General features: G+C 34.0%; 10 protein-coding genes. 3 read left to right on the top strand and 7 right to left on the bottom strand.

Annotated elements, in window-relative coordinates; genetic code table 11:
* Window positions 1–48 precede the first annotated feature (48 nt).
* The 3 genes from K5Q13_RS02755 to K5Q13_RS02765 all read right to left on the bottom strand — a co-directional run bounded on the left by K5Q13_RS02755 (window position 49) and on the right by K5Q13_RS02765 (window position 2446).
* Entirely contained in the window at window positions 49–900 is an 852-nt protein-coding gene (locus K5Q13_RS02755; protein ID WP_220739670.1) for an alpha/beta hydrolase, read from the bottom strand.
* 229 nt (window positions 901–1129) lie between these two features.
* On the bottom strand, window positions 1130–1771 hold the full coding sequence (locus K5Q13_RS02760) for a YczE/YyaS/YitT family protein (RefSeq protein WP_220739672.1): 642 nt from the start codon (window positions 1769–1771) through the stop codon (window positions 1130–1132).
* A 144-nt stretch (window positions 1772–1915) separates the two neighbouring features.
* Window positions 1916–2446, bottom strand: a complete 531-nt coding sequence (locus K5Q13_RS02765; protein ID WP_220739674.1) for a GNAT family N-acetyltransferase — start codon at window positions 2444–2446, stop codon at window positions 1916–1918.
* 232 nt (window positions 2447–2678) lie between these two features.
* Here K5Q13_RS02765 and K5Q13_RS02770 point away from each other — a divergent pair, with 232 nt between their 5' ends.
* Together K5Q13_RS02770 and K5Q13_RS02775 are read left to right on the top strand one after the other, a co-directional pair.
* Window positions 2679–3317: an NAD(P)H-binding protein gene (locus tag K5Q13_RS02770; RefSeq protein WP_220739676.1), complete on the top strand. Its 639-nt coding sequence runs from the start codon at window positions 2679–2681 to the stop codon at window positions 3315–3317.
* Window positions 3318–3539: 222 nt separating this feature from the next.
* The gene (locus K5Q13_RS02775; RefSeq protein WP_220739678.1) at window positions 3540–4016 is read left to right on the top strand and encodes an MscL family protein; all 477 of its coding nucleotides are present in this window, start codon (window positions 3540–3542) and stop codon (window positions 4014–4016) included.
* A 137-nt stretch (window positions 4017–4153) separates the two neighbouring features.
* Here the strand turns inward: K5Q13_RS02775 and K5Q13_RS02780 are convergent, their stop codons facing one another.
* Window positions 4154–6880, bottom strand: coding sequence for a YhgE/Pip domain-containing protein (locus K5Q13_RS02780; protein WP_220739680.1), 2727 nt, complete (start codon window positions 6878–6880; stop codon window positions 4154–4156).
* 122 nt (window positions 6881–7002) lie between these two features.
* Here K5Q13_RS02780 and K5Q13_RS02785 point away from each other — a divergent pair, with 122 nt between their 5' ends.
* Window positions 7003–7623, top strand: a complete 621-nt coding sequence (locus K5Q13_RS02785) for a TetR/AcrR family transcriptional regulator (protein ID WP_220739682.1) — start codon at window positions 7003–7005, stop codon at window positions 7621–7623.
* A 45-nt stretch (window positions 7624–7668) separates the two neighbouring features.
* Here K5Q13_RS02785 and K5Q13_RS02790 read toward each other — a convergent pair whose 3' ends face one another.
* From K5Q13_RS02790 to K5Q13_RS02800, 3 genes are all read right to left on the bottom strand, one after another.
* Window positions 7669–8232 carry an RBBP9/YdeN family alpha/beta hydrolase gene (locus K5Q13_RS02790; protein ID WP_220739684.1) on the bottom strand — a complete coding sequence of 188 codons (564 nt, stop codon included), beginning with the start codon at window positions 8230–8232 and terminating at the stop codon, window positions 7669–7671.
* A 90-nt stretch (window positions 8233–8322) separates the two neighbouring features.
* Window positions 8323–8817, bottom strand: a complete 495-nt coding sequence (locus tag K5Q13_RS02795) for an NUDIX domain-containing protein (RefSeq protein ID WP_220739687.1) — start codon at window positions 8815–8817, stop codon at window positions 8323–8325.
* Window positions 8818–9005: 188 nt separating this feature from the next.
* Window positions 9006–13601, bottom strand: a complete 4596-nt coding sequence (locus K5Q13_RS02800; RefSeq protein WP_220739689.1) for a glycoside hydrolase family 70 protein — start codon at window positions 13599–13601, stop codon at window positions 9006–9008.
* Window positions 13602–13833 lie beyond the last annotated feature (232 nt).

The raw sequence follows: 13833 nt of genomic DNA on the forward strand, positions 1-13833 counted from the left end.
TATTATAACCATTGATTAATAGAAATTAGTCGCTAGTCTGAGACACTATTACGGCCACAAAAACTGACTAATTGCACGATCTACTTGTACATTTTCATGCAGTTGGCTATGTTGTCCTTTTTTACCTGATATTTCGAGTTCTTGATAAGTTTTATATTTATCGCGAAGTAAGTACTTTAGAGATCTCGCAGAAACTATTGTCACATCGCCATCTGAATGCGTGCCGTTTTGTAAATTGCCATAAATATTCAACACATCAACTTTTCTATCAGGATAACCCTGACGATGTGCATTTAAGTAGCTAAAATATTCGTTCTGGAGTTTGGGTTCACCGTTAGCTTGCAATACATTGCGATTAGGTTTGTCATCAATGCCAATAATGCCATCAAAATTACCAGCAATATTAACCTGCTTTTTAAGTTTTGGTAACTGTTTATTTTGTCCGTTAGTAAATTGATAATATATAGTTGTCAAATTACCCATTGAATGGCTAACTGTATTGTATTTTTCAATATGATAGTCTTTTTGTAGCTTCATTAAGACATTACCAAACCATTTCTGTGTTACCTGATAGTTAGCATATTTGTTATTGACAAAAACAACCTGAATCAAAGGATCTTTTGCATTTTTCGGCCAATAACCACTAAAACTGACCTCACCTTTTGGTGAAATCGTTGCGGTTAAAACTTTTTTTGCATGATTATGTTGCTCTGCATACCGAATCATACTATTTGTCGACCGAGCACCTGCCCCCCAACCATGTACATACAGTGTCGGAATACTATTTGACCTATCCGCTGCCCTAGGAATCACCCGATGTTTACTCAATTTCCAAGTACTGCCAACAACAATTAAAAGTACTATTATTGTGACCAGAATCCATATAATTTTTTTTCGCATTTTCTTCCCCTACTATCATTCTAAAAATCTAAATTGAATGTCGTATATTTTACTTATTTTCAATATTTTAAAAGTGCATTCGCTAAATTGTACCATGAAGGTCAAAGGTTTAAATCAGTTAGTCAAAATACTGTTAAAATATATTTTTTTCAACGCCTATTAATTTTATTAACACATTAAAAAAGCATGGTGCAATCTCAAAATATTATGTGAGATCATATCATGCATTTTATGCTTTTTGTATACGTTGCTGTAATTTTTTAAATACTTGACGCCAATATTGTACAATATAGCCAGTGAGTGTGGCGATTAAAAATGTTCCGATACCCAGTGGCCCACCAAATACCACAGCAACACCAAAAAAGAATAAATCTTGAATAGATCTTGTCAGGCGATAACTAGCCCATTTTTTCTTGTTAAACAACGGCGCAACCGCATCATATGGCGACACACCAAGATTGACGCTTGTATAAATTCCAATTCCTATTGAAAATAAAAGCATGCCAAAAACAAATAACAGGATGTTTTCAAAGTAAGACAAATTCCCAAACCAACTCTCGGTTATCGGTCTAAGCTTTGGTGTGCAATAGGCAACAATGTATCCTGGTAATGACATATTGATTAATGTTCCGATGCCAAATTGTGTACGATCAAACAACAAAACCCCAAAAAACAACAACGCATTAAACGCAAGTTGATAATTTCCTAAGTTCCAGTGAAACGTATCTGATATACCAACATCTGCAGCCGTAGCTGGGTCAATACCCGTGTTCGCCAAACGAAATAAAACAATACCAAAAGCAATTATAACGGTACCAACAATTGATAAAAAAAGACGAAAAGAAAACGATCCTAGCTTCCTATTGAACAAATTCTTCTCCTCAACTTATTATTTATAAGTAAATTTTAAATCAATCATGATATGTTGTCAATTATTGGTCTTTTTGGAAAATCAAAAGAATTATTTAAGATTGGAATAGGTTAATGAAACCAAGATATCAACCACTTAAATTTATTAAACGGTTAACTTAGACATAAACAACTCATCAATATAATTACCTTCCAAGTCTTTCAATGACTTTCTCTTGACTCCTTCAATTTGAAAACCCATTTTTTGGTATAATCCTTGTGCTCTTATATTGTGAGCCATTACTGTTAATTCAAGTCTAGTAATATTATTTTGTAGTGCCCAATAATCAACTTTTCCTAATAAAGATTGTCCAATTCCTTGGCCAGATGCAATTTTTAATACACCCATAGCAATGTATGCGCTGTGTCTATTTTTTATGGTCTTCCCTTTTAGAGCTATAATATAGCCAACAAATTCACCATCTTCTTGCGCCACAAACAATCCATCACCACTGTTATTATTATTTAAAATTTTTGCTCGTAAAACAGCTACATCTAAATTTCTTTCTTCTGGGTAAAGTAACATGAAATCAGTTTCTTGATCCAGCTTTTTTTGCAAATTTAAAAAACTTTCGGCATCATGACTCTCAATTTTTGTAATATTGTATACTGGTTTAATTTTATTTATTTTTGTCATATCATACACCACACAATTTTTAGTGAATTAGTTGTAACCTTATAATATCATTTTCATTGCAATATTATTTCCTAATGTTCTTAGAAATAGACCTATTATTCTTAATTTTTCACACCTAAAAAACGTCCAAACTAATCAATTAAGTTCCTGTAATTTCAAATATTTGATAAATGTGTTAAACTCACTTACAGTAAGTAAGTCTCAAAATGATAAACAACATAAGGAGAATAGTATGAAAATATTTGTTGTAGGTGCCAATGGACGAGTTGCTCAAGCATTAATTAAAAATCTCGTACAACAGCATCATCAGATCGTTGCTGGTGCAAGATCACCTGAAAAAGTTACCAAAAATCACAATGTCATTCCTGTAAAAATTGATTTACATGATGATATAGAAACTTTATCAAAAATCATTATTAATGTAGATGTTATTTATTTTGTCGCTGGATCACGCAGTAAGGATCTATTACAAACAGATGCGTTTGGTGCACTTAAGGTCATGGAAGTTGCTCGAATTAATCAAATTCCCAGATTTATTATGCTGAGTTCTGCGTTCTCATTGGAACCTCAAAAATGGCATAATCCAGCTATGGCTAGCCTTTTAGATTATAATATTGCCAAGTTTTTTGCAGACAACTATTTAGTTAATCAAACATCATTAAATTACACAATTTTACAGGCGACCGCTTTAACTGAAACAACTGGAACCCATAAAATCAGCATTAATGAAGAAGCGCAAGCTAAAAATTCAATTCAAAACGTTGCTGAAACACTTGCAGAAATTATTAATCATGATCAAACTATAAAGCAAGTCATAAAAATGAGTGATGGTAACACGGCTATATCCGAAGCACTAGAAAGTATTAAATAATTTTTTTAAAAAAATTGACAGTAAATATTAAAAAGAAAGTCTTTTAAATTACATTTGATGTACGCTCGATAACTTGAACACAATATAATGTCAAAATTATCGAGTTTTATGATATCTAAATATTCAAATTGAGATTTCAGATACCTCATTACACGATGGCATGTTTTTTGTTGGTTTGGTATACTTAAATTTATTACACATGACAGGAATTATTTGATACTCATGAAGAACCCTAAAAAATTCATTAAATACCAAACTAATCAGCTACTCAATAAATCCAATGAATCCTTTGGTCAATTTAAACAGTTTCTTTTTGCACCTAATTTGATTACTTTTGTGATTTCCGTCGTCGTGGGAAATAGTTTTGGCGCCACGGTAAAAGAACTTGTTAACTTTGTATTGGGATTATTTGATTTTCTTAGAATTTGGTTATTTACTAGCCAACATACTACTTATTATAATCGTGTTACTGTACCATTTTCAGCATTTTTTAATAGTCTGTTAACGACTGTCTTGATTGCCACAATAGTATTTTTCACGATTCGTTTTATTAATGATGCGCTTATTAGTAATCCAACCAACAAGTGGGGATATAACCAGGAGCATAATGACGCTTTAAAAATTCAAAAACAAAACGAAGAAACGCTTGAATTACAACGTAAAATTCTACAAGAACTTGAAAAATTAAATCTCAAATAATTCTGAGTGTTGCAGAGCACATAAAATTACTATATTTTGATAATTATCCAATTTTTTTAAAAAAATATATAGTCTCATTATCAGTGAGGTTTATCAGGTAACAAAAAAAGTAATCTTAACGATTGCTTTTTTAAGTATTAACTATGTTCATAATTAATTTTTTTGATTTTTAATTGCTTGAACATATAAAATCCAATCATTATGCCTGTGAAGACAATAAATATCAACAGCATAACTATCACGTCAGGCTTTGATGACCCACCGATCATTAAAGTTTCTCGCAATGCACTAACAGAATAAGTCATTGGTAAATATGGATTAATCGCCTCAAAGAATCCATTTGAAAGTTGAATCGGGTAAGTTCCTGCTGATCCGCCTAATTGAATAACCATAAGGATCATTGATAAAAATGAACCAACTTTACCAAACCACAAGTTGAGTGCTGTGACAACACTTATAAAAGTAAAAGAAATCAGAATCAAAACACCAAAAGTCGCTGCAGCGTGTACAGGTTTTATGCCGATGACACTCATAGAAATGAGATACATCATTGCTGCCTGTACAAATGCAAATGGATAAAGCACAGACATTTTGCTTGCCCACCAACTAATCGCCTTCTTAGGATACTTCAGTGGTGTAACTAAATCAAACATTAAATTAAATGCGACCGCACCAACAAACAAGGCAACTGATAACATATATGGCGCCATAGATGTACCATTATTTGGTACTTTGTCTTTTTCAAAATGCTTAGTACTTGCTGGTTTGGCTAGTTGACTATAAGTTAATTTATTTGGATTGAGTTTATTAACCTTATCATGAGTTTGGCTTAATTTGTCCGAAAGTGTGTTGTTTCCCGCCTTCACTTTTATTAATCCATCCCCGAGTTTTGCTGAACCATCTGCTAGCTTACGGCTACCATCAGCAATTTTAATAGCACCGTTTGCTAACTGATTAGACCCAGTTAACAATTTATCACTATTGCCAGCTAACTTATCTAATCCATTAGTTAATTGACCACTACCTGCTGACAATTGAGATACTCCGGATCCCAGCGCCGGCACTTTTTCAGTTAATGCGGATAAACCACTGGTTATTTTTTGTGAGCCAACGTTAAGCTTATCACCGTTTTGAGATAACTTTTGCGTACCCTCACTCAGCTTGGTACTACCATTAGCTAATTTTTCGAGACCATTGGTTAATGATGGCACATTAGTATTGAGTCGTGCAAGTCCCGCCTGTAATTGCGCTGATCCGTTAACCAATTGTTGAGATTGCCCGCTTAATTGTGACAAACCACCGGTCAATTGCGCAGCACCAGTATTCAATTGTTCAGTTGAGCGACTAACTTGTGTCAGTGATGAAATCAACCTGTTAACACCACCATACACTGTTTTCGTATCATCACTGGTGCCATAATTACTATTTAGCGTGTCGACAATCGTTTTTAATGGTGATCTGCTTTTGTCACTAGAATTCATTAAAACTGTTAAATTCTTTTGCAAATCGTTTAAATTCGATGTTGTTGATTTAAGTGAATTATTGATATCATCTGTTGGTAATAACGCTGTTTGTAACGCATTGACTTGTGCATCAGTTAATTTTTGCGACTTGGCAACATCTTGAATCTTACCTTGCGTACCATTAATATAGTTACCAAGTGTGACAACATTTGAAGCCAGACTATTCATACTCGTTGTTAAACTAGTAATTTGTTCAGAATTTTGATTATTATTATCTAACGATGATTTTAATTGATTGAGTCCTAATTGAAAATTTTGAAGACCAGTTTGTAGTTGGGTCACTTGATTTTTAGATTCATCACTATTTAAAGCTTGGTTCATCTGTGCTAAACCATCCGAAATCTTTTGACTCCCTTTATACGATTCATCTGTACCCTGTGTGTAAGCACTAACACCTTGAGATAAATTGTCTGCACCAGTAGTTAATTTATCGACACCAGCTGTTAAACTACCGCCCCCATCTGCTAACTTTTGTGCGCCAGTATTAAGTTGATTAACACCCGTGGTATATTGTTGCAAACCAACATTCATTGATGATGAGCCGTTCGCCAATTGTGAAACACCAGCACCTAATATCGGAATTTGATTGTCTAATTGATTCAAGCCACTTGTTAATTTTAAACTTCCCGTGTCTAATTGATTAATACCACTGAAATATTGAGAAAGTCCATCTGTTAGTGTGTGTGTGCCACTACTGAATGTCAAACTACTTGACGCCAACGTTTGTAAGTTTGTTGTGATTGTTTGGTTTCCTGATTGTAACTGTTGTGTCCCGTTCCCTAATTTTTTATTGGCATCACCTGCTGTGCCCATACCATTACCTAATGTTTGAATCTGCTTGAACAACGTCTCAGCATAGGTTTTGGTCACTTGTGAAGATATCGAATTACCAATACTTTCGGCAGCTGATTTTGAAAATTTACCAGCAATGAAACTATGTCCCGAACTTGTTGTATAGTGAATCAACATTTTTTTAGGATGATCATCAAGTAATGTTGTAGCATTTTTTGAAAAGTCATCCGGAATTGTCATGACCATATAATATTTGCCCTGAGATAATCCCTTTTTAGCTGTTTCCTGGGATGGAAAACTGAAATCCATAGCATCAGATTTTTTTAAACTTTTTTGCAGCTTATTTCCTACCGCAAGTGTTTTACCATTATACTGAACTGATTTATCCTCATTGATAACCGCAACAGGTAAATCTTTAATTTTACCATAGGGATCCCACATCGATTTTAAAAAGCCAACCGCATATATTGAGGGAATTGAAACTATAGCAATTAAAACAATTACCATAAATTTGTTTTTCCATATTTTTTTCCATTCTATTCCAAGCATATTACGCCCCTTTTTTAACAACGTGTTGATTTTCTTTTGACTATAGATTATATTAGCATTGGTTATGCAAAAATCAATGGACAAAACCTTAGCAACTGTCAAATTATATTCAGGAGACTATTATGAATCGTCAAGAAAAAAACAAAGTCACTCAACAACGGATTATGAACGCTTTTGTAACATTGGTAGCTGAAAAAGGATTAAACAATGTGACTGTTTCAGATATCACGCGTACTGCTCATTTAAGTCGTGGTACTTTTTATATTTATTATCTTGATAAATATGATGTACTAGAAAAAATTGAATCTTATTTGTTAAACCATGTAGAAAAATTAATGCAGACTAATATGGATAAAACGATGTCATGGTTAGACGATGCTAATAATTCTAATTTAAAAACTGAAATAGGTAATAATTCACCCTATCGTAGTTTTATTCAATCTTTCGAATTTTTGAATAAAAATCGTTTTACACTTAAAGTGCTTCTCTCAAAAAATGGTGATTCACAGTTCGTTTATAAACTTTATGACTTAATTGAACACGAAATTAGTCAACAGTATCAACATATGACCATAAAAAAAATACCTCAAATTCCTGATGACTACGCAAATGATTTACTTGTCAGTGAAATTGTCAGTATCATAGGTCATTGGTTAAAAAAGGACGATCCTGAGTCGCCATCTGAAATAGCTCAGATATTAATACATAGTAAAATTCTTGCCTCCTACACATTAAACCACTAAATAACCATCTTCATTTAAATGTTTGCTAATAATGCTAGCACTTGTTTATCTAGCTAGCATCTGTCTCAACTCTTGGTACACCACTGGTAATGTTAAAACATTTTCCTGATCAATAAAATGCCCACCATTTGGCATGAGAACAAATTTACATCCTAGATGACGTGCTAATGTTTCTGAATAAAATGACGGAACAATAGTATCATCTATAGCAGAAATCACAACCGCTTGCTTAATTTTTGATTGGACATTTTTATAATCTATTGGTTCTGCTGTAAACTGTTTGAGTTGCGGTAACGTATGTGTTGTTTCGTCAAACCCAGATACACAAATAACATTAACGTTTTGAACATCATGTTGTTCAATATAGTGCAAAGCTTGTATGCAACCTAAGCTATGTCCAATAATTGTCAGATTTTTTTGCGGATTAATCTCAGTATCACAAGTTTTGTTCCATCCAACAGGATTTGGACTATCAGAGTTTGGTAGATTTAAAATTTGTAATTCTTGTCCTAATTTTTCTTGCATCATGCTTCGTAACCAGGGAAACCAATTATCTTGAGGGGATGCGGTGTAACCATGTAGTAAATATATATTATCTTGATTTGTCATTTTATATTCTCCGTTAAATTAAAAAGTTACTGGACTCAAACTATAAATTGTCTTTAATTTCAAATTGGTAGATAAGCGTTAACATCAATATTATTCGCCGTTTTCACGCAGCCAAGGTTGATCTGATATTTCATTCTCGGTTAAAATGCGATGCATTGTTTCCTGAGCTTGCGGTACAAACATAACCGGTTCAGGATCAATTGGCACGAATTGTAGATCCAACGTCTCAGTCCCATCTTTTTTTAAGTATCCAGCAACTTGCTTCACTTCAAAACCAATACCAATGGTTTCTTGAGCATCACCCCAAGAATTCTTGTCTGTAATGTTAGTAGAAATACCTAGTACACGAATTACCTCGACATCAATATTAGTTTCTTCTTTAAATTCACGAATAACCGCTTGCATTGGCGAGTCCTTGTATTCAAGATAACCACCTGGAAATCCCCATCCAGCATCTGAATCCCAACGTTTCTCAAGCAATATTGCATCATGGGCTTCATTCCATAAAACACCATAAGCTGATACAAAGATCATCCCCTCATGCCCCACTTTTTCGCGCATACGCGCAATGTAATTCTTATTCATCTTTACCTCTTAAAATAGTATTTATAAAATTATCTTATTATAACATTTAATATTTCAAATTCTAAAAACTAATCACAACCACTACTAGAAGTCACCATTGAATTTTCAACTTCAGTACTATAGTAGTAAAAAAGGACATGCCTTTATTCACAGACATGTCCTTTTTTACTATTATCTTTTTTTTAACATTACACAAGGTGACCGTTATTATCAAATCGATACACTTTCCCGCTGAAAATGATTGCTTGATCGTTTTTTGTTTGAACACCTGTATTTTCATCAAAGTGTTGTAATTGACCGTTTAACGCAATAAATCCTTTGACAATTTGATAGTTGTTATCAGCATAATACCAATTATCTTGATAATAGTAATAGTCATTATTGACAGCACTACCATTAATACTCTCAAAATAGTAATTCAAGCCAGTTTCTGGATCAACAACAACATCTCCTTTAACCTGCTCCCCGTTCTTATCAAAATATTTAAGCTTGCCGTCAACCTTAATGAATCCGACTACTACTTGTCCCTTTGAATCAGCATAAGACCATTTCCCATCAGGTAATTGATAATATTCGTTTGATAACAGAATACCAACGTTATTAAAAATATAGTTAACGCCATTTATTTTTTGTATACCTGTTACCAGATTCCCAGTTGCAACATCAGTATAAACTAAGTGACCATCTACCGTGATAAATTGACCTTTACTCTGGTGACCATCATCATAAAAATACTTTTGATTACCATTTATGATTTGTAATCCTTTAACCGCAACACCGTTTTCATCAAAATAGAACCATTGCCCTTGACTGTTAGAAGCAAATCGATTGATTGCTAAGTTACCATTACCTGCTTGTAAGTAATACAACTTGCCATCGGTAGCCTTCAAAAATTGATCTTTTACTTGCATACCATTTTTATCAAAATATTGTTTGTGTCCATCGATTGTGGTGAAACCATTAATGACCATGATGCCAAGATCATCAAAGTAATACGCGCTACCCGTTTGATCTACGATGTATTGACTAAACACTTGATGGCCTTTTTTATCAAAGTATACGGTTGTGCCATCTTCGTTTTGCAAAAATGATTGTACGAGTTCGATACCATTTGGCAAGAAGAAGTAAGTGTGTGTCTTGATTTGTTGTAATCCAGTTACTAGATGCCCTGTATTGTCAAAGTAATAATAGTTACCATTATTATCTTGAACAAACGTACTTTGGGCGCGTGAACCACTCAAGGTGTAATAAATAATTCCTTTATCATCATGGGTAAACCCAGTTTCAGACAAATCATTTGTTAACTGGCTAGGCAAATAAATACCACCATTATTATTTGCAGTTACCTTATAGTAACTATTCGACCCACTATCTTTTAAGACATATGAGTCACCTTTTCCTTGAATATTGGAACCGTTGAAGTACTTGGCTGACCATTCATTAATGTGAACACTAGGATCAATTGCAACACCAGTAGAAATTTGCTTTGTTTCAAATAGTGATGGATATTTTGATTGTAGTTCTGTTAAGAAAGCACCACCATACTGACTTTGGAATTGACCACCACCACGACTTTGAACAACATACAATGCATTATCAATATCTGATTCTGTATCATCATCGCCATACGAATTTGTTCGTGTCACTGTCGCTAATTCTTTGTCTGGCAAATTATAAATTTGATCGGGTACCCAATCAGCAATAACTTGGATACCATTAGCATGTAGCGACTTGATAGCAGATCGTAGTTGGTCGACAGTACCATATTTTGTAGCTGTGTCATATCCTAAATCATACCGATCAGTGAAAGCATACCCATTTTGAATAATCGAATCCAAGAAACTTGTATCTGTACTGGAGCGATATTGTGGTGCTAACTGAAAGCTAGTGATACCCCATTGTTTGAATAAATCACCATTTTGACTAATGACTGCATTGGTATATTCATCTGTATTCGTAGCAAAGGCTTGGAAGTTTGAAAAGCCTTCGTAAATAACCTGAGAGTCCAAGGCAGCATTTGAGTGAAATACTTTACCATCAGTATGCGCTGTTGTATCAGAATCTGTACGTGCATCTTGTTCCTGTTCAGCACCAACTGGAACCCAAACAGCTAGATAACCTGATATTTGAGGATTTTGAACACCATAAATATTTTGACCAGTGAAAATCAAATCGCCATTATTATCAGTATATTTAATTGGTGCATCATCATCACTATAGTACGCCAAACCATCAATTGTCGTTTGCAACAAACTTCGGAATGCTTGATTTTTATGCGCTTCTCCCATGTGCAAAACAACTGTATCATTTGCTGCTAAATGTAAGTCCTTGTTGTTACTTACAATAACACCAATTCCTTGCATCTTAGTTTCTGCTGTACCTACGTCTTCAGCAGTCATGGCACCTTTTCCATAACGCACACTCGTTAATATATCATTTTTATCAACTGACATAGATTGTCCGCCAGCAACATATTGTACACGAGCTTTCAATAATGTATTAATTGCATCAAAATAAGGTGATTTAGTTGCCATATATTGACCATCATCTGTATACAAATCACCGTAATACACGCGTGGTACAGTGTCTTTGTTAGTTAATAACATAGCATAAGCACTTGGAATATTGTACTGAGTATATTGTTTTTCAGCTAGTGTTTGATCCTTATTGTACACTTTAAATGCTTCAGCTAATTGTTCCGCAGAAGGTGCCAAACTATTTTCAACATCTGGATGTAAGTCAGATATTATTTGTGCAATAACTGTTTGCACTTCGCTATCGTGTGCACGTACAAAACTATAATTTGGAATAGCTGTGTTTTCTGTACTGTCATGACTACGATCAACCATATAGTAATCCATGAATCGTTGCATTGTACCACGAATATCAGACGATTTTGTTAATGACCATATTAACTGAGTATGTGCATAATCATCCATTGTGAGTTGGTTATTTCCAAAATCATTGACATAAAGTGGATCATTATGACTCCAGTCTTCAAGAATAGAAAGATGCTTGTTCGCATCGCTATCACTTTTATCAACACCGTAAGCCAATTTAAAGTAATCAGCAGCAATTTGTAATAAATCTGCATCAACGTTATCAACGGCATCAACTCTGATACCATCAAAGTTGGCTGAATCATCGCCTGCCGTAATTGATCCAAAATTCATTAGATAATATAACCAATTTAATTGCTCTGCTTGAACAACAGGATTTGAATTATCGACATCATTGGCAAGCAAGAGCTCAAATCCGCCTTTTGAATTATCCAAATTGTATTTTTGTTCACCAGTTTGATTTGTTGGTGTACGATTTAATAGTCTAAAGTTAGAATTAGTGTCAGGTGTCAATGGACTATTGACAAAAGATAGTGCACCATTTTGTAAGTGATCGTTTTTGGGATCCTCACTACTTTGATTCCACTGTGATTGTGTCACTATAAAGGCATCAATGGCTTCTTTTAGCCATTCTGTACTTTTATTAAGACCTATTTTAGTTTCGATGGCTTTTTGTAGATAGTTCCCAGCCTGATTTAACAACGTTTGATCGTTAGTTGTTGAAAAACCTGTGTTATTATCAATTAACCCGAGTTGTGACATGTAATTCAAATAATTTACTTGTGTTTTTTTATCAGGCCACCAAACAGATAAGATTGGGCGAAAATCTTCTGCTGTAGAAGCTTCCCAATTTTGACCGTTTCGTAATATGTCTTTAGGGCGATACCAAGAAGAGGCCGTAAGATAACCATCTATATTCTCAAAATCGGCACTATCTTTACTGTGTACCGCATTATGTTCGGTATAATCTGTGTTTTGAGATGTTAAACCTTCTTTAATTTGTGATGTCGTTGCAGATACTTCTTGACCTGTTGTCTGATCAAAGTACATTACGTGACCAGCGAATACACCCGAAAATTCCTTTTTTAATTGTCCTAAAGTATCAAAATAATAATTATGCCCATCAATATTTTTTAATCCAACTACCGCATTGCCTAGTTCATCAAAATAATAAGTTTGATTATTCTTAGCTTGATAGAAACTACTCGTTACTTCTTCCCCAGCCTGGTTAAACGCTACTGTACGAGTTCCTAATTTTTGGACGTCCGTCAATGCATTGCCAGAATCTTTATCGAAATAGTAAGTATGCCCATTTGTCGTTACTAACTGACCTTTTATTTGTACACCATTATTATCAAAATATTGTACATTATTGTCAATGGTTGTTAAACCTTTAGCATTTTGGCCGTCAGTTTTGACATAAAACCATGAACCATCTTTTTGAATATAACCCTTATCTGTAACATCAGGTTGCTTTTGTTCAACTTCAGGTTGATTATCTACAACGTTGTCGTTTGGTTCCTTGTTTGCAGTAGTCTGATCAATACTGACTGGTGTGGTTTTGTCGGTATCATCAACTTTGGTCGCTGTTTGGTCAGTTGTCTGACTATCAGTTTGGTTTTGATCTTTTTTAACACCGTCATCTGTTTGTTTTTCCGATGTTTTTGTATCTGCAGATATACTATCCTTAGTGGTTTCCTGTAGTGTGACCTTGTCATTCAAATCAGTATTCTGTTTGCCTGTTTGATCACTAGTATCAGTATCAATTTTACTCTTATCTGTAGTTACCTGCGTCACTGGTTGGCTACTAACCACCGTATCCGCCGACACAATTTCTGGCAATGTTCCTGTTAATCCAACTGTTAACACTGCTGCGCCACCAATAACCCAGCTTTTCCCAGCCTTGTACAATTTTTTCTTTACTACTCTCTCTCTATCAAACATAAATGTTCACTTCTCCTTATTGGTTTATGCGGTATACCATTTTTCCCTTGGCTTAACACGTGTTAAATTATAAACTATTTTTAAGATAAACGCATATCATTTAATTTACATTTCATTATTTTTCTTATTATATTCTTTATTTTTAAAAGGCTATTTATACTTTTATTATATTTTAATAAGAATTTTAGCATTGTGATAAAATTATTTTATTATTAATAATTTTGTTTTTTAA

This window comes from Leuconostoc miyukkimchii, assembly GCF_019656055.1.
Classification (GTDB): domain Bacteria; phylum Bacillota; class Bacilli; order Lactobacillales; family Lactobacillaceae; genus Leuconostoc; species Leuconostoc miyukkimchii.